Here is an 18,677-nt window from a genome sequence, read left to right on the forward strand (position 1 = left end):
AAATAATGTAGTATTTTAGTGGCATCAACCTAGGAAAATGAAAAGCAACTTTACCTTTCTTCAACACGAATTTCCAGAAATCTACCGAGAGATTGCCGATGCCGAAAAACACACCTTTACGGCGCCACGTTATGCTGCCTTATTGTGTCGCAGCACGTTGGAGAAAACAATGTTCTGGTTGTATAAAAATGATGAAGATTTAGAGTTGCCTTATGACACCAAATTAGGTGCCCTACTCCACAATGAAAGTTTCAAAAATATACTCAAACCAAGTATGTTAATGGAATTGGATATTGTACGATTGAATGGGAACAATGCAGCGCATGGTAAAACGGTTCGAGCTTTAGAAGCTTTACAATCTTTGAAAAACAGCTTTCGCTTTTTGACTTTTTTAAGCAAGTATTACAGCGAAAATAATCCTAACATTCCCGAATTTGAAGAAAAAGTAATTCCTTATGGAGATACTAATGATAAAAATACCAAGCAACTCCAGGCTCTTGCCGAAAAACTGGAGCAAGAACGTGCCGAAGCTCAAAAAGGGTTAAAAGAACAGGAAAAACTTGCAGATGAAAATGGTTTACTGCGCAAACAATTAGAAGCACAATTGCAACTCATTGCCGAACGTAAAGAAGAACGTTTTCAGGAAATAGCAGTTGAAAAAGCTATTCCTGAACTCACATCCGAACATCAAACACGCCTTATTCTAATTGATTTACTATTGCGAGAAGCAGGTTGGGATAAGCTGAGAGAAGGGCGAGAAATAGAATTCGAAGTTACAGGAATGCCATTAACTACAAATCCATCAGGAAAAGGTTTTGTAGATTATGTGTTATGGGGCGATAACGGGTTACCACTGGCAGTGGTAGAAGCCAAAAGTACCATCCACTCTGCCACCAAAGGAAAGCATCAAGCCAGTCTTTATGCAAAATGTTTGGAAGAGAGTACAGGGCAACGTCCAATAATTTTTTACAGTAATGGTTTTGAAACCCACATTTGGGACGATACTTTTTATCCAGATAGAAAAGTACAAGGTTTTTATACCAAAGAAGAATTACAGCTACTTATTGAAAGACGTTTTTCCCGTAAGGATTTAAGAGAATTTGCGGTAAACACAGCTATAGCTGGAAGGTATTATCAGCTGGAAGCCATCAAAAGGGTAGCAGAACATTTGGTAACCACCAACCAAAACAAACTCAAAGGAACGAGTAGAAAAGCCTTGTTAGTCATGGCAACCGGAAGTGGAAAAACAAGAACCGCAGCGGCTATGGTAGATATGTTTACCAAATGCAACTGGGCCAAAAGAATATTGTTTTTGGCGGATAGAAATGCCTTGGTAACACAAGCCAAAAATGCTTTCAAAGAACATTTGCCACACTTGTCAGCCATTGATTTAACTAAAGAAAAAGAAGATAATGGTACTAGAGTCGTTTTCTCGACCTACCCTACCATCCTGAACAAAATTGACAGCCTCAAAAACGAAGACGAACGTTTTTATGGTGTCGGTCATTTTGATGTGATTATCATTGACGAAGCACACCGTTCTGTGTATCAAAAATACCAATCCATTTTTAATTATTTCGATTGCATTTTAATTGGATTGACTGCCACACCTAAAACAGAAGTGGATAAAAACACTTATAGATTATTCGAAATTGAAGATGGTAATCCAACATACGCTTACGAATTAAATAAAGCGGTTGCGGATAATTATCTAAAGCCACCCAAAGCATTTAAAATTCCGCTTAAATTCCCAAGGGAAGGGATTAAATATGAAGACCTTTCAGAGGAAGATAAAATACGTTTCAAAGAACTATTTGGTGTCCAATTTGGAGACGAAAACCAAGTTTGCGATGTGGATAAAAGCAAGATCAATACCTGGTTGTACAACACCGATACTATCGATAAAGTATTAGACTATTTGATGACTAATGGCCAGAAAATTGCCGGAGGTGATAAACTCGGCAAGACCATTCTTTTTGCAAAAAACCACAAACATGCCGTTTTTATAGAGGAACGCTTCAATAAAAACTATCCTCAATATGGAGGCAGTTTCCTTCGGGTAATTGACAATTACGAAGACAAAGCCCAAGATCTTCTAGAGAAATTTTGTTTTGATAAAGGCGACGAAAAAGAGCCTCAAATTGCCGTTTCCGTAGATATGATGGATACTGGTGTGGATGCGCCTAGAGTATTAAACTTAGTGTTTTTTAAAGAAGTAAAATCGTCTTCAAAATACTGGCAAATGATTGGTCGAGGCACGCGTTTGTGTCCGGATATTTTTGCGCCGGGAATAGACAAAGAATATTTTTTAATCTTTGATTTCTGTGGCAATTTTGAATATTTTGGAGATAATCCAGATGGGGAAACACAAAAAACTGCCCTTTCTTTAGCCCAACAAACCTTCAATACAAAACTGGAAATTGTGATGACAGTGCGTCAGTTGCAAGACCCAACCGAAGAACAAGAACACATTCAAGTACAATTCACGGATGATTTACACCTATTGGTGGATCATTTAGATGATGCCCGTTTTGAAGTCCGCAAACACTGGCGTTATGTTTTAGAATATAAAAACAGAGCAAGATGGAACAATTTGCTGCAAGGCGATGTACTCAATATACAAAGTAATTTATCTCATTTAATAGATTACAACCAAGACAAGGACGAATTTGCTAAACGATTTGATTTATTGGTTTACAAACTACAACTGGCATTGATTACTGGAAATAAAGCGCAAGTAAGACACATTGATAATATGTATGATATTGTGAATATGCTATTTACGAAACGTAATATTCCTGCCGTTCAAGCCAAAATAGCGACAATCAAACAACTACAAAACGAACAATTCTGGAGTACGGTTAATGTGCAACAATTAGAAGTAATCCGTCAAGAACTTCGTGATTTAATCCAGTTTCTAAAAGACGAAAAGAAACTAGACCCTGTTTATACTTCCTTTACTGATGAGCTTTCAAAAGATGGCGTTGAAGAAGTAGATCTTTTGGCTACATATACTTCATTACAAAGTTATAAAGACCGTGTAGAAGCCTTTATTAGAAAAAACAAATCCCATTTGGTGATTGATAAATTATATAAAAATTTACCTATTACTAGCAATGAATTGGAGCTATTGGAACAATTCCTGTTGAAAGAAGCTTTGGAAAGCAAAGACCGTTTTATAAAAGAATACGGAGAACAACCATTAGGTAAGTTTGTTCGAAATATAGTTGGTTTAGATATTGAAATTGCCAATCAATTATTCTCGGATTTTATCTCCAAAGGAAATTTGAATGCCAACCAAATTACGTTCATCCAAAAAATAATCCAGTACCTCAACCAAAAAGGAGTAATAGAAAAACAATTACTGACACAAGCCCCATTTAATGAACATCACGACCAAGGCGTTTTTGGTATATTCCCGGAAGAAGACAAGGCCATGAAAGTGATTCAAGTAATCAATCAGGTCAATGAAAATGCTATGTTTGCCTAATAATTGGCCAAACTGCGTACTAACCGTAGCTTTATAGCATTTTTAAAAAAGTCGGGCTCCATCACTTTCAATCCGGCTCCAAAGGATAAAATCATTTTTTCCAATTCATGATTGGGAATCACTTCTATAGAAAAAGTAAAGCCGGTTTCATCAATACTGATTTTCTTTTGTGAACCGTGTAAGGGTTTGGTTATTATATAAGGTGCTAAATCGGGTGTTGCAAACAAAGTGATTTTCGAAACTGTAGATTCAGGAGAAATAGAAACCCCAATAACATCATCAAAATATTCATTAAAATCAATTGGGGAAACTTGATACTTTTTGTTTGTTTCCGAAAAAGAAACAATCCTATCCAAAGCCAAATTGGTGAAATTTTCAAATTGCGGATTATTTCCAATTAAAAACCAGCGATTATTATATTGTTTCAGATAATGTGGATGAATTTCCAATGTAGTCATCATATCGCTTTTGAAAGATTGATAATCCACTTGCAACACTTTTTTGTACAAAATAGCATTGAACAAATCACCTAGAAAATGAATGTTTTTCAGGTATTCATTGGCGTCAAAACTAATGATTTCCCTTTCGTGCGATTGCAATTTGAAAGCTTCTTGCAACTTCAAAATCAATTCATTGACCCATTCAAATTGTGGCATTCCTTTAAAACGGGACAAAACCAATAAAGCTGATTTCAATTTTTCGGCTTCCAGTTCGTTCATAGGTTGCTTATTGATTGAAAAATCAGAAGTTTCATAGCGATAATATACTTTCCGCCCTTCTTTAATTCGATCTAGTGGCACAGACCAACCTTGACTACTTTCCATAAACTTAATATCTTCAAAAAGTTGACGTTTTTTTATACCATCCCCATCAGGATTGAGTTCATATAAAGCTTCATTACAATTTTCCAGTAAATCATCTAAATAAAATTTCATATTGAAATTATTAAAACATTTGTCTAAAGCGTGAAAACGAATAAGAGCATTTTTGTTGATGGCCATAGTTGAAAAGTTTGATAGGGTAAATTTAAAACTAAACGATGCGAATAGACTGCACTAATAGCAAATAGTTTTGTAATCTAATTTAAAAAGAAAATAGTATGTTAAAGAAAATTATGATTATCGCAGGGATTGTGACTTTTATGTTTAGTGGAAATGTATTGGGTCAGGAAAAAATTGCCACTTACAATTCGACTTATTTGTCGAAAAACTTTGAAATTCAAGCAGGGAAACCAAATGAAAAAGGCGATTTTGATTATTACATTGATTGCTTCTCTTCAGACAGTTCGAGTCGTAAAGCATCGTTAATGCTAAAAAATAAAGAAGTTCCGGATTTCATTGAATTTCTTGCAAGTATAAAAGAGACCTTTTTAAAATGGAAACAAACTGCTATAGAAAATAAAGTAACGGAACTGGACAAGAAAATTGAATACAAGAATTTGAATTACAGAGGTGCATTCCTTTATGGCAAATGGAACTTTGATTATTCAGTTAACCTTTCAACCCGTTTTAGAATAATAAACGATAAATACTTGTTGATTATTGATAGCGATGCCTTGCAATCCAGTTCTAACCAATTTATTAAAAGTGATGGCTTCCGTTTTGTTTTTAGTTCAGCGCAAGAAATTGATGAATTAATAAACGGCTTAGACATAGAAAAAGTAAAAGAGTTCTATTCTGCTAAAAATGGCAAGGAAGATTTATTTAAGAATTAAATTGTAAAAAAACACTGCCTTACAAAACATCCAATAAATTTTGAATTGTTGGATGTCTTGCAAGTTTTTTTATATACTTTAGTAAAGTAGATAATCATGAAAGCTGTAAATTTATTACAGCTTTAGGATTTATAGAAATTCATTTAAAATAATATTTGAATAATCTTAAATTCAAAAAACAAGTATGAAAAAAATACAGTACATTTCATGAATCAAAATATTGACAAAATAACGGATTTGATACACTATACCTTTGAGAACAGAAAAGGTAAATATAAATTTTCCGAAATACTGGATCATGTCGTCCTTTTAAAACAAGGAGTATTAAAAATTGTAGAGAAGGATCTCCAATACCTTGAAATTAATTTAGATTCCTTTTTATTTAACGAGCTACTATTAAATATTGCCGAAACGGAATTAAAAAGAAAACTACCTGACAATATTGTTGACACGTTTCTTTTCATAGATGATTTTGAAAAGTACCTGAAAAACAAATATTGTATAGACGATTCAAGTAAGGAATTTACTAACTCAATTAATGCGTTAAAAGCATTTGTCCTCACCATTCTAAATAATCAACTTTGCGTTTATGATTTCTATGTTGAATTCATAAAGGACAAAAAACAAAAAAGAAGGGATAGCTCTAATTTTATAGACCCATATTTTCAGTTTTTAATAATTACAAATGCTTGCGAAGAAGTAATTCTAAGCTCCTGCATAGAATACAATAACTCCGAGAAACACCCTTCAAATTACATCTATAATTTTCTAAGAGGGTTAGGAAAAAATCATAGTACACTTGCCAAACAGTTAGCTGAATTTGGTATTAAAAATGATTTTCAGAAGTATTCTGTTTTAATTCCAAATTTATTTATTGGCTTATATAATGAAGGTCATAATGATACTTTTGATGATTCTATTTTAATATTTGAAAAAGATCCAATTACTGCATTGAAAGCATTCAGTGGTTATAATCTTTCGAACGGGTCAGATATAAAACAATTATTTGAGTTACTAAATAAGATTGAACCAATAACCATTGAATTAGTAAATCTAAAAAGTGTTTTATTTTGTAATTTCATTGAAAATGATAATGCATCAGCTGAAATTAAAGAAAATTCCATCAAAGAGCTTGTTAAGCTTTTGAAATCAGAAGATCATAAAAAGGCGGACAGTGCTTTTCAAAATATCCAGTATAGTTTAGAAAAATATGAATATGAAAAATATTATCTGTTAAATGTCTATCTGAACAATACACAGAATTTCAATGTATTCAACTATTTTTTCCATAATTTCAAAAACCCACAATACCTTTTTGACATTCTAATAAAAAGATATGATGCATCTGGATTTAGGGATTCAATAGATTTGTTTAAGAATTCACTAAATCATTTTTTAGACACAAACAAAGAAGAAACAGAAGAACAAATTTTAGACTTATTTAACTTTAGGAAGTATAGTTTATTGGCTGTCAAAATAATTCTTTCTACTCATGGGGGAGTACATCAAGTCAATTTATTAAAGTTGTCAGAAAAACAGGCTCAATTGTTTGCAATCGACAGTATTTGCAATTATCCTCATTCCATTGATGATTTACTTCCTCTCTTATTGAAATTAAAAGAGTCTAATTTAAAAGAAGTAAAAGATTATTTGCAGACTAAGTTAGCTGAATTAATCTTTGAGGTTTATCAAGAATCACTACTTGATCTCATCAAAAAGAATTTAACCAACTCGAAAAAAGACAAAGATTTTCTAATTCCTTTACAAAAGGCTTTCGATGAATATTCTAAAATGCGTGAGTTTAAGGCAAAAATTAAAGACTTAGATCCTAAAGAAAACGAAAGAAATCTAATGGATTTATACTATCGTTTAGAGCATGAAAATCAGGCCAAAATGATGAAGAACATAGATAAGGATAAAAACTCATTCTTGTCCATGATGAAAAACATGGTAATTGTCAGAGGAAGAGCGTGGAAAAATGATGATTCAGAAGACATTCTACCATTAGGTTATTTTGAATCAAGTATGATGATCGATACTAGAGCCTATAAAAACCCTCCTGTTTATGAACAAAATCTTGAAAATTTCTAAGTAATGGATATAAAAAATATAATTGTCAAAGAGTACTTAGAATCATTAACTGAAAAAAATGAGTTAAATAGAATTTTTCCTATTTTATTAGAATCCATGGGGTTTACTATTTTATCCAAACCAACAGAGTATCTAGGATTACCCGAATATGGAAAAGATATAGTAGCCATAGGTATTGATGAAGATAATATCAAAAAAAGGTTTTATTTTGAATTAAAAGGTGGAAAAGATAGAGACATCACTGATGGCAACTTTTATGGAAAAGACGGTATTCAAGATTCTTTAACTCAAGCTAGCTATAATAAATTTGTTTCTGCTTTTCCTGAGTTCGACCAATTACCATTAAAAATTGTAATTGTACATAATGGTGTGATCAAGGGAAGTGTACAGGCTACTTTTGAATCATTTGTAGTAGCAACACAAAATAATTTAGTCAACACTTCTTTTGATCGTTGGGATATTTCACGCCTGACACTTCTGTTTTCCGGAAAACTTTTTGGTGAATATTTACTGGTAGATCCAAAAACCACTAAATTATTCAATCGAGTTTTAGTAAATTTAGATACAAATGATGGGATAACATCGGATTTCGTAGATTTATTGGAAGTAATACTTTCCAAAGAAGAATGGAAAAAATCTAAAAAACTTTCTCGAAGATGGCAACTACTATTCGAAACTTTTAAGCTTATCGGGTTTATCATATATACAGAGTCGAAAGAATACAACAATCTTGAAATCGCAAAGAGATATTTAACCCATTTAGTGATAAAGTTCTGGCATTGGATTTTAAAGAACAATTTAGAAAACGACAAAGCTGTAACTAAATATTTTGATCAGGTTTTTAATTTCTATTATAAAGTATTATTAGAATACTTTCAAAGAACAATTCCTATTGCTAATCTAAAAGATGGTCTGTCTTCTGAACATTCGGGAAGATATGAGCAAATTGGATATACAAAAAGAACTTTTGAGTATTTGGACTATTTTTGTTTTTTGCTGAATGTAGAAAGATTTTATAATAAAAAAATCAATGACGAAAGTATGCATCTACAACTAGTAAATATTATTAATCAAAATAGTGTCTCTTCTAGGCCACTTATTGACATTCATTCATCAACTATAATCAGTATTCTTAATTTATTTATTGATTTTGGAGAATTACAGAATGCTAAAAATTATGTAAAATTAGTTCTGGGACAAATTAAGTATGCAAAAGAAAACTTAGACTTTATTCCTGATGCAAATAACAGTATTGAAAATGTGATTAGATTCACTGTTACAGGTGTTAAACCGGTCTATTTTTCGGATAGTACTTCTCCTATTCTTACGGTTTTAATGGAATATCTCGCTTTATTAGATATGGAAGAAGAATACAATATCATGAAAGAATTTATTCTTGAACGTAAAATTGATTTAGGATTATTTGTGCCTCACCATGGAATAAATTCAACTTCTACACATTTAGTCAAAGACAAGGAAAATGATTTGGAAGAACAATTGTTTTCAAAATCCTTTAGGGATGGTTATCAATCAGAAACAAGATTGACAAAAAACTTTAATAAAGATTTAAATTTTGAAGAATTTAAAAAAAAGATAGAAAACAAGAAAACTGAATTTGAGTATAATTATCGTACCAATCAAGCAGGATACCCTTTTTTAAAAGATCTGGCTCATAATTATTTCCAAACTCCTTTCTTTCCTGATAAATGGAGAAATTTAATTATATCACAAAGTATGACGGGCAATCAAACAGTCTCTCTTCGGTAATTCTCTTTGTTCCGTTCGGCTGCTCCAGTCGGTCAACCCTACATTTTCATAAGCGCCCTTTTGGTAAATAAGCAATTTATCACATCGATTTAACAGTTAGTTTTCTCTCCATTCCACAGACCCTTTACAGTACTAAATAAACAGCAGCTTGAAAAACAGCAGCTGTTTTTTTTTGCACTGTTTCGTTCCTAACCTTTACACATTCATTTCATCTGTTCGGCAGGTCTAAACCAGCCATAATACCGCTTCATTCCGTTTCACTTCATTCCAGCAGTATTCCGTCTCTCACCCCCAGTACTTTCTGCAGTTGCATCATCCCCCAGCCATCGGATTTGGAGCCGTTTCTATTTCTCCCAATTCAATAGTAGATACCTTATTCCTATATACTAGTAAAAATTCCCCCCAGCTGATAATAAAATTGCAGAGATTTTTTCGTAGAAAAAACAAGAAGTTGTAAGGAAGTTTCCACTCGAAACGGACTAAAAGGCAGCTAAGATAGTGTCTTAAGAATGTTGCTAGCACATAATGACTGCGTTGCACTTGTCACCCTACGGGACTTATTGCTCTCCACTTCCTTAAGCCCCTTTATTCTTGCTTTCTTTTTCTCCGTTTTTCTTTTTGAAAACATTTTTTTGAGGAGACTGGGAAGAAATAAAAATAGTAGTAATCATAAAATTTTTAGATCATGGCACACCATTTAAATTTCAATGAGCAAACAAAAAAACACAGTTTTTTTAGCACAAAGGAAAAAGCATGGCACAATCTAGGGCAAGTCATTCAAGACTACCCCACAAGCGCGGAGGCAATCAAACACGCAGGCCTGGACTACGAAGTCGAAAAAAGAAAACTTTTCACAAGCAGTCTCCAGGACATGCGCATAGAAGTCCCCAACTTTTTCAGTACCGTACGCACGGACAACGATACCGTTTTGGGAGTGGTAGGTAAAGACTACCAAATCGTACAGAATAGAGATGCTTTTTCTTTTTTTGACAGCATTGTGGGTGGCGACGGTATGCTCTACGAGACAGCTGGAGCATTGGGTCATGGGGAACGCATCTTCATAACTGCCAAGTTACCTGACTATATCCGTGTAGGTAATGATGACCTTATCGAAAAATACCTGTTCTTGACCACCTCCCATGATGGAAGTGGAAGCATTACCGCTGCTTTTACTCCCATCCGTATCGTATGCGCCAACACTCTCAATGCAGCATTGCGAAACCAAACTAATACTGTTCGCATACGCCATACTTCTAACGCAAAACAAAGGCTTGAGCAAGCACACAAAGTCATGGGGATTTCTGATCGCCTAGCTTTACAATTGGAATCAATTTTCAATAACTGGACAAAAGTACGTATTTCAGATAATGAAGTAAAAAAGCTCATTCACTCTGCTCTGGCTCCTAGTAAAGAGGTTCTTAAAACCTTACAAGAAGGTAGAACAGAGGACCTATCAACTTGTTTTATTAATATGGTAGATAATGCTTATGAATATGCCATGAGCGACCCAACTCAACTAATGAACACCACCAAAGGCACGGTTTTCGGAGCATATAACGCCATAACAGGATACTTTCAAAATGTACGTTCTTATAAGGATGATGAAGCAAAACTAGCTTCTATACTAATGGGTGGTACCGGACAATTACGTGCGCAAACTGCTTTTGATCTTTGTACCAATTATGCTGCAAAGGGTACTATAGTAGAACTAAACTAACACAATGGGACAGGTAGAATATACTGCCTGTCTTATTTATAATTATATATAATTTTAAATGACAATGATGCTCAAAAATTAGCCATTTCAACATAAGCAAATTGCTGTATGAAAGTGCGCCGCCCCACAATTGGCCTCCCTTTGGTCCGAACAATTGCGGGGCGGTAAGAGTTACATGATTCCTTTTAAACTGCATCATTATAGATTACAATATAGATCATCAATCGATGATGCAAGAGGCGGGAGTTGGTTTCTGGTGGCACTAGTGCTGAATTCACTCTTAAGCCATCTTTTTTAGTAGTGTAATAACATACTTAATGATCTTAGAAACCAGTTAGTCATCAAAAAAAATAACGCTTTTTAAAACAAATATTTCAATAAGAAAGTTGGAAGTTTTTAAACTGTTTGACTCATTAGTACTACTAATTTATATCACGTTTAAAAAAGTTCAGAATTTAGAAAAAGTTGCCAGATAACGCAGCTTAAGTAGTACGATACTTTCATATAAATGAACAATTAAAAAAATTAACAAAACTTTTATGCTGTTTTAAATATATATTTTTTACTTTTGAATATCTATATTTTTATATGAAAACAATCCACCTTTTAGTATTAGTAATATTTGGCCTCTTTTTGATGCCAACTCCTACTTTTGCTTGTGGAGCTAATTCTAAAAAACACTCTTGCACTAAAGAGATGTCTTCTGGAATGGATAAGAAAGATTGTTGTGAGTCCCATTCAAAAAGTAAAAATCACGACGGATGTAATGGAAAATGCGGACAAGCATTATGTAGTACTCCAGTCGTTAACATTGGGATTTTTTCCTATTTACAATCAGAAATTAAAAATAGTAGTTTCAATTTTTCTACTAAAAAACAAAAATTTTATCAATCAGAAACTTTTACGTCTGATGGATATTCTTCGATATGGCTTATACCTAAAATAAGCTAAATTACTTTTTTGACAGCCAATACTATGTCAAATTCAAAGCAAGCACTGCTATAAAATCATTTACTTTTTCGGCTAATCACAATTATTAAACAAATAGTTCAAATTCTATTTGTTGATTGTTTTCTGCTATTTTCAAATTAAATTATTTACATAATGAATTCACTAAAGAAAACAGTGATAACAATAGCTCTATTGTTATCAGTCGTAGTCTCCAACGCGCAAATTAAAAATGTAAAAACAGCAACGGTAAAAATATTCGGTAACTGTGACATTTGCAAAGCCTCCATAGAAAAAGCGGGAAATCTTAAAAAAGTAGCCTCAGTAGACTGGAATAAGGATACCAAAATGGCTACGATTACTTACGATGCTAAAAAAACCAATGAAGATGAAATCCTTAAACGCATCGCATTGGTTGGTTATGATAATCCAAAATTTCTAGCTCCAGAAGATGCATATAATAAACTTTCCGACTGTTGTCTATATGATCGAGAATTAAAAACTGCTGTAAAAACAGATATGGAAACTTTGCCCAATCATAGCGAACACGATATACATTCTGATATTACTGATAAGAAACAAAAAACAGCAAGTCCTTTAAAACCTATTTTTGATAATTATTTTTTATTAAAAGATGCCTTAGTTAAAACAGATGCTGAAATGGCTTCAATGAAAGCTAAAGACCTGCTAACCGCTATTAGTACTTTGAAAATGGAGGATTTAAAAATGGAAGAACACATGGTTTGGATGAAAATGATGAAAGAACTCACTAATGACATAAAAAATATTTCAGAAACACAGGACATTAAACGTCAAAGAGATCTATTTAAATCAGTTACCCAAAATACCTATGAATTAATGAAAGTTTCAAAAAGTGAAACTCCTACATATTATCAATATTGCCCTATGCAAGATGCTTATTGGCTAAGCAAAGACAATGCTGTCAAGAATCCATATTATGGTTCCATGATGTTAAGTTGTGGTAAAACAGTGGAAACAATTAAATAATGCCCAAAACATTTCAAAACTTACAAAAAAAAAATGAAAAATATAATTCTTTCAGCCATAGCAATGGCATTCGTACTGGTTTCTTGTAACCAAAAAAACAAAGAAGGGGTAACTAATTCAGAAGTAAGTGAACCCGTAACTCAAACGGAACCAATCCATGAACACCAAGAGGGAGATATGCACGACGAAGCAAAATCTGAAGAAGTTGCAACAACCGCTGATCAAACTTCTTTTTCAATCAAAGAAATTGTAAACAATTATTTAACCTTAAAAAACGCATTAACTAAAGACGACACAAATGGAGCTGCAGATGCTGGAAAAGCATTATATGCAACTTTCAATAAAGTAAATTCCAATTCAATAGATGCAACATTAAAAGCTGGATATCTTGACATTGCAGATGATGCCAAAGAAAGTGCAGAACATATTGGTGATAACGCAGGAAAACTAGACCATCAAAGAGAGCATTTTGTCATGTTGAGTAAAGATATAAATGATTTGATAAAAACTTTTGGAGCAGGTCAAAAACTATATCAGGATTTTTGTCCAATGGCAGATGATGGGAAGGGCGCAATTTGGATAAGTGAAACCAAAGAAATCAAAAATCCATACTTGGGAAGTAAAATGCCAAAATGCGGTACTATTAAAAAAGAATTATAAATATAATAATCGTTCTCCTAATAAGGAAGAGGAAAAGTTGTATTTGTAAAGGATCTGCGATAAAGTGTTGTGAAAATAACAAAGGATTATATTTTATTTACAACAGCAATTGAGCCTTAAATACTACTAAATTCTTTACTCTTTCTTTGGAACATTATTATCTAATTTGATTGCTGATTATATATACTTTAATTATAGCAATCAAAAATAAGTTCCAATTAAGAAGAATTAAATTAAAAATACATGTTAAATAAAACTATAAAATATTTTCTTGAAAATAAATTAGTCACAGGACTTATTCTTCTTGTAATAATATTTTGGGGAATGGCAACCGCTCCTTTCGACTGGAAGATTCCTTTCTTACCTTCAAGCCCGGTGTCTGTGGATGCCATTCCCGACATTGGAGAAAACCAACAAATTGTTTTCACACAGTGGCCCGGAAGATCTCCACAAGATATAGAAGATCAAATATCCTATCCTTTAACCACCTACATGCTGGGAATTCCAGGTGTAAAGTCAATTAGAAGTAACTCAATTTTAGGTTTTTCGAGTATTTATATCATTTTTGACGATGATATAGAATTTTATTGGTCACGCTCCAGAATTCTCGAAAAATTAAGTTCCATACCTAATAGCTTGCTTCCTGAAAACGTTAAACCGTCATTAGGCCCTGATGCAACTGCATTGGGACAAGTATATTGGTATACAGTGGAAGGACGAGATAAAGACGGAAACCCAACTGGTGGCTGGGATTTACACGAAATAAGAACAGCTCAGGATTTCTATATTAAATATGGATTAAATGCTGTTAAGGGAGTTTCAGAAGTAGCTTCTATAGGAGGATTTGTTCAAGAATACCAAATTGATGTAAACCCCGATGCTCTAAAAGCGTTTAACATCCCTCTAGCTAAGGTTATGACTGCCGTACAAAAGTCGAATAAAGATGTGGGGGCTAAAACCATCGAAATTAATCAAGCAGAATATCTGGTAAGAGGCCTCGGCTACATAAAAAATATTGAAGACATTGAATTGGCTGTTGTAGCCGTAAACAACAATGTGCCTATTCGAATAAAAGATATAGGAGTTGTATCCCTAGGACCAGAAACGCGACGTGGAGCTTTAGATAAAGGAGGTGCTGAAGCTGTAGGAGGTGTGGTTATCGCCAGATATGGTTCTAATCCGTTGGAAGTGATTAACGGAGTGAAATCAAAAATTAGCGAGATTGCTTCTGGTTTACCTAAAAAAACTTTGGCTAACGGTGTGGAAAGTCAATTGACAATTATCCCTTTTTATGATCGTACACAATTAATTCACGAAACGATAGGCACATTAGAGACCGCACTCTCTCATGAGATATTAATCAGTATTATAGTAGTTCTTATTTTACTATTTAACCTTAGAGCATCATTAATAATCTCTAGCTTATTACCCGTAGGAGTTTTGATGACCTTTATAGTAATGCGCTATTCAGGAGTAGATGCTAATGTTGTCGCGCTTTCAGGAATCGCTATCGCTATTGGGGTCATGGTGGATGTTGGGGTAATATTTATCGAAAATATTATACGGCATTTAGAAATGCCAGAAAACGAAGGTGCCAAAGGTCAAAAACTATTAACAGTAATTTATAATGCTACAATTGAAGTAGCCTCGGCAATTACTACTGCATTAGCAACGACTATAGTTAGTTTCATTCCTGTATTTGCCATGGAATCAGCCGAAGGTAAATTATTTAGGCCTTTAGCATTTACCAAGACATTTGCATTATTAGGAGCTTTTATTCTCGGTGTAATTGTTTTGCCTGCCCTAGCACATCTCATCTTTGGTATCAATTATGATAAAAAAAGAGTAAAACGTTTTTGGGGTTATGTATTTATTGCTGCTGGAATTCTATTGAGTATTTATTTTAAAATGGCACTCCCCCTAGCCTTATGTATAATGGGATTGTATGATTTATTCAATCACAAAATTCCAGAAAAATTCCAAGCCTACACTAAACATTTCAATTTGGTATTGGTGTTATTCATAGTTTCTTTTTTTCTTACTGAGGAGTGGATGCCTTTGGGACCACAAATTAGCGTTATTGGAAACTATCTTTTCGTTATAGTTCTTCTGGGGATTATCCTATCCGCCTTATTAAGTATCGTTCGTTTTTATGAGCCGGTATTAAGATGGTGTCTAGAAAACAAAGGGAAATTTATGTTACTGCCATTAGTAACATTGCTGTTTGGTCTTATGGTGTGGATTGGATTCAATTCGACTTTTGGATTTATAGCAAATGGATTTGAAAAAGTGGGTTGGGACATCAGAAAATCTAAAGTTTGGTCTGCCCCTGCTCATACTTTTCCCGGTATTGGATCAGAGTTTATGCCGTCGCTTAATGAGGGAAGTTATTTGTTAATGCCTACTTCTATGCCGCATTCTGGCGTTGAACAAAACCGAAAAGTAATAGGTCAACTCGACATGTTGTTGAATACGATTCCTGAAGTCGAAATGGCTGTAGGAAAGCTTGGACGCGTTGAAAGTGCTTTAGACCCTGCTCCTATCTCCATGTACGAGAACATCATCAACTATAAACCGGAATACATTCTAAACGAAAAGGGGCATCGAATGCGCTTTAAAGTCGATAGAAAAGATCGTTTTATTACAAAATCTAACGATAGCCTTTCACATGCTGATGCTTTGAAACAAGGAATAACCATCAAAAACTTGATTGAAGACGATAACGGAGAATTTTATCGAAATTGGAGAGACAAAATAAAATCACCCGATGATATATGGGACGAAATTATTAAAGTTTCTAAAATTCCCGGAGTGACCTCGGCTCCAAAATTACAGCCTATTGAAACGCGACTTGTGATGCTCCAAACCGGAATGAGAGCACCTATGGGTATCAAAGTATTTGGTCCTGATTTGCAAACCATAGAAGAGTTTGGTTTAGAATTAGAAGCAATTCTTAAGGAAGTTCCTTCCGTTAAAAAAGAAGCCGTTTTTGCCGATAGAATTGTCGGGAAACCCTACCTTCATTTAAATATCGATAGAGAAAAAATATCAAGATTTGGATTAAATGTTGAAGACATTCAGCAAACGATCGAAACAGCCATTGGGGGGATGAAAATCTCTTCTACTGTTGAAGGTAGAGAGCGCTACCCAATTCGCGTTCGTTATCCAAGAGAATTAAGAGACAGTCCCGAGGCTTTGGCTAAAATTTTAGTAGCAACTCCTACTGGCGCCCAAATTCCTTTGGGGCAATTAGTTAAATTTGAATATACTAAAGGGCCACAAGCCATTAAAAGTGAGGACACTTTTTTAGTTGGTTTTGTGTTGTTTGACAAAAATGATAGTTATGCTGAGGTAGATGTGGTAAATGATGCTCAAAAAGCGATAAAAGCTAAAATTGATTCGGGGGAACTTAAAGTACCGCAAGGTGTGAATTTTAAATTCTCCGGAAGTTACGAAAATCAAGTTAGAGCAATGAAAAGATTATCAATTGTAATTCCTATCTGTCTGGTGATTATCTTTCTACTGCTTTACTTTCAGTTTAAAACTATTATTGCCTCTTCGATTCACTTTTCGGGGGTATTTGTGGCCTTTGCTGGTGGTTTTATCTTGCTATGGCTCTACGGCCAAGATTGGTTTTTAAATTTTTCAGTCGCAGATGTGAACATGCGGGATTTATTTCAGGTGCACCCTATTAACTTAAGCGTTGCCGTATGGGTCGGGTTTATCGCACTCTTTGGAATCGCTACTGATGACGGGGTGATTATGGGGACTTATATTCACCAAGTTTTCGAAGAAAAAAATCCGCAAACGGTAACTGCAGTTAGAGAAGCGGTTGTAGAAGCGGGTAAAAAACGTGTACGTCCTGCTGTGATGACTGCTGCAGTAGCAATTATAGCGCTATTACCCGTATTAACATCTACCGGAAAAGGGTCTGATATTATGATTCCAATGGCCATTCCAACTTTTGGAGGAATGACTATTCAAATTATGACCATGTTCATTGTGCCCGTATTACAAGCCTATTGGAGAGAAACAGTTATTAAAAATAAAAACAAAAAAAATGCATAAAATAGTATTAATGACTCTATTGTTTGCCGTTTGTAATTTAAGCGCACAAACGCTTACAGACTATTACGGAGTAGCGGCTGACAATAACCCGGAACTGAAAGCGAAATATAAGGAATTTGAAGCTTCTTTGCAGAAGTTGCCACAAGTGAGTTCCTTACCAGACCCTAATTTATCATTGGGTTATTTTATTTCACCTGTAGAAACCCGCGTTGGTCCACAAAATATGAAGTTTTCATTGACTCAAATGTTTCCCTGGTTTGGCACTTTAAAAGCACAAAAAAATGTTGCCGCATTACTTGCCGACAGTAAATATCAAGCTTTTTTAAATACTAAAAATCAATTATTTTCTCAAGTTGCGGCGGTTTATTATCCATTATATGAACTGCAAAATTTAAAAATAATTGAGCAAGAAAACATCAAAATACTAGAGTCGTATCAAAAAATAGCGTCAGCAAAATTCGAAAATGGAAAAGGAAATTTAGTAGATATATTAAGAGTAGATATAATGATTAAAGACGCTCAAACGAACTTAGAAATTTTAAATAAAAAAGAACCCGCATTAACATCATGGTTCAATAGTATTTTAAACAGAAAATATAATGAACAAGTTGTCGTCTTAAAAGAAATTGAAGTAGTAGAACTACCCCTGCAGTATCGTAAAGATTCCATTTCACAAAATCCTTTATTGATAGAGCTTGATTTGAAAAAGCAAGCTTCAAATGCGGCTATAGAAGTAGCTAGAAAACAAGGTTTACCAAAACTAGGTGTTGGCGTGGATTATGTTATTATAGATAAAGGAATGAATAATTCTACAGATTCTGGTAAAGATGTTATTATGCCTATGGTCACTTTAAGTCTGCCCATTTTTAGAAAAAAATATACTGCAGCAACATCAGAAGCTAAATTAATGGAAGAAAGTTATTCTTTTCAAAAAACAGCAGTGGAGAATAAATTAAACGGTACCTACTATAAACTAGTTTTTGAATTAGAAAAAGAAAAAGACCTACTACATTTATATAGTAATCAAGTAGTTACACTTTCAAAAAGTTTGAATTTATTGTTTTCGTATTACAGTAATGCAAATAAAGACTTTGAAGAAGTACTGCGCATGCAGCAAGAACTATTAAAATATAAGAAGTTAAAGCTTGCAAGTACAAGTGCTTTCTATGTGAAATTAGCTGAACTGGACTATTTAACCGCAAAACAATTTTAAT

General features: G+C 33.8%; 11 protein-coding genes. 10 read left to right on the plus strand and 1 reads right to left on the minus strand.

What is annotated here, in order from left to right:
- The first annotated feature begins 37 nt into the window (after window positions 1-37).
- Entirely contained in the window at window positions 38-3,490 is a 3,453-nt protein-coding gene (locus tag AB3G36_RS14180) for a DEAD/DEAH box helicase family protein (RefSeq protein WP_367753822.1), read from the plus strand.
- Here AB3G36_RS14180 and AB3G36_RS14185 read toward each other — a convergent pair.
- Entirely contained in the window at window positions 3,487-4,491 is a 1,005-nt protein-coding gene (locus AB3G36_RS14185) for a YafY family protein (protein WP_007139454.1), read from the minus strand. The genes AB3G36_RS14180 and AB3G36_RS14185 overlap by 4 nt on opposite strands.
- Before the next feature lie 98 nt (window positions 4,492-4,589).
- Between AB3G36_RS14185 and AB3G36_RS14190 the strand changes: the two genes are divergently transcribed.
- The 9 genes from AB3G36_RS14190 to AB3G36_RS14230 all read left to right on the plus strand — a co-directional run bounded on the left by AB3G36_RS14190 (window position 4,590) and on the right by AB3G36_RS14230 (window position 18,676).
- Window positions 4,590-5,204: a hypothetical protein gene (locus tag AB3G36_RS14190; protein ID WP_007139455.1), complete on the plus strand. Its 615-nt coding sequence runs from the start codon at window positions 4,590-4,592 to the stop codon at window positions 5,202-5,204.
- Between the two features lie 207 nt (window positions 5,205-5,411).
- On the plus strand, window positions 5,412-7,295 hold the full coding sequence (locus AB3G36_RS14195; RefSeq protein WP_007139456.1) for a hypothetical protein: 1,884 nt from the start codon (window positions 5,412-5,414) through the stop codon (window positions 7,293-7,295).
- A 3-nt stretch (window positions 7,296-7,298) separates the two neighbouring features.
- Complete coding sequence (locus AB3G36_RS14200) at window positions 7,299-9,062, plus strand: hypothetical protein (protein WP_007139457.1); 1,764 nt, start codon at window positions 7,299-7,301, stop codon at window positions 9,060-9,062.
- Between the two features lie 685 nt (window positions 9,063-9,747).
- The gene (locus AB3G36_RS14205) at window positions 9,748-10,779 is read left to right on the plus strand and encodes a DUF932 domain-containing protein (protein ID WP_007139459.1); all 1,032 of its coding nucleotides are present in this window, start codon (window positions 9,748-9,750) and stop codon (window positions 10,777-10,779) included.
- Window positions 10,780-11,367: 588 nt separating this feature from the next.
- Complete coding sequence (locus tag AB3G36_RS14210; RefSeq protein WP_367753825.1) at window positions 11,368-11,730, plus strand: hypothetical protein; 363 nt, start codon at window positions 11,368-11,370, stop codon at window positions 11,728-11,730.
- 153 nt (window positions 11,731-11,883) lie between these two features.
- Entirely contained in the window at window positions 11,884-12,735 is an 852-nt protein-coding gene (locus AB3G36_RS14215; RefSeq protein ID WP_367753827.1) for a DUF3347 domain-containing protein, read from the plus strand.
- Between the two features lie 33 nt (window positions 12,736-12,768).
- The gene (locus AB3G36_RS14220; RefSeq protein ID WP_367753829.1) at window positions 12,769-13,395 is read left to right on the plus strand and encodes a DUF3347 domain-containing protein; all 627 of its coding nucleotides are present in this window, start codon (window positions 12,769-12,771) and stop codon (window positions 13,393-13,395) included.
- 243 nt (window positions 13,396-13,638) lie between these two features.
- Entirely contained in the window at window positions 13,639-17,463 is a 3,825-nt protein-coding gene (locus AB3G36_RS14225; protein ID WP_007139726.1) for an efflux RND transporter permease subunit, read from the plus strand.
- A complete protein-coding gene (locus tag AB3G36_RS14230; RefSeq protein WP_040474107.1) occupies window positions 17,456-18,676 on the plus strand; it encodes a TolC family protein in 1,221 nt (406 codons plus the stop codon). Before AB3G36_RS14225 ends, AB3G36_RS14230 begins: the two co-directional genes overlap by 8 nt.
- Window position 18,677 lies beyond the last annotated feature (1 nt).

This window comes from Flavobacterium sp. WC2430 (assembly GCF_040822075.1).
Taxonomy (GTDB): domain Bacteria; phylum Bacteroidota; class Bacteroidia; order Flavobacteriales; family Flavobacteriaceae; genus Flavobacterium.

Excerpts from the sequence above, each read along its gene's own strand:
- AB3G36_RS14180 (WP_367753822.1), top strand. The coding sequence starts at position 38 with ATGAAAAGCAACTTTACCTTTCTTCAACACGAATTTCCAGAAATCTAC.
- AB3G36_RS14185 (WP_007139454.1), bottom strand. The coding sequence starts at position 4,491 with ATGGCCATCAACAAAAATGCTCTTATTCGTTTTCACGCTTTAGACAAA.
- AB3G36_RS14190 (WP_007139455.1), top strand. The coding sequence starts at position 4,590 with ATGTTAAAGAAAATTATGATTATCGCAGGGATTGTGACTTTTATGTTT.
- AB3G36_RS14195 (WP_007139456.1), top strand. The coding sequence starts at position 5,412 with ATGAATCAAAATATTGACAAAATAACGGATTTGATACACTATACCTTT.
- AB3G36_RS14200 (WP_007139457.1), top strand. The coding sequence starts at position 7,299 with ATGGATATAAAAAATATAATTGTCAAAGAGTACTTAGAATCATTAACT.
- AB3G36_RS14205 (WP_007139459.1), top strand. The coding sequence starts at position 9,748 with ATGGCACACCATTTAAATTTCAATGAGCAAACAAAAAAACACAGTTTT.
- AB3G36_RS14210 (WP_367753825.1), top strand. The coding sequence starts at position 11,368 with ATGAAAACAATCCACCTTTTAGTATTAGTAATATTTGGCCTCTTTTTG.
- AB3G36_RS14215 (WP_367753827.1), top strand. The coding sequence starts at position 11,884 with ATGAATTCACTAAAGAAAACAGTGATAACAATAGCTCTATTGTTATCA.
- AB3G36_RS14220 (WP_367753829.1), top strand. The coding sequence starts at position 12,769 with ATGAAAAATATAATTCTTTCAGCCATAGCAATGGCATTCGTACTGGTT.
- AB3G36_RS14225 (WP_007139726.1), top strand. The coding sequence starts at position 13,639 with ATGTTAAATAAAACTATAAAATATTTTCTTGAAAATAAATTAGTCACA.
- AB3G36_RS14230 (WP_040474107.1), top strand. The coding sequence starts at position 17,456 with ATGCATAAAATAGTATTAATGACTCTATTGTTTGCCGTTTGTAATTTA.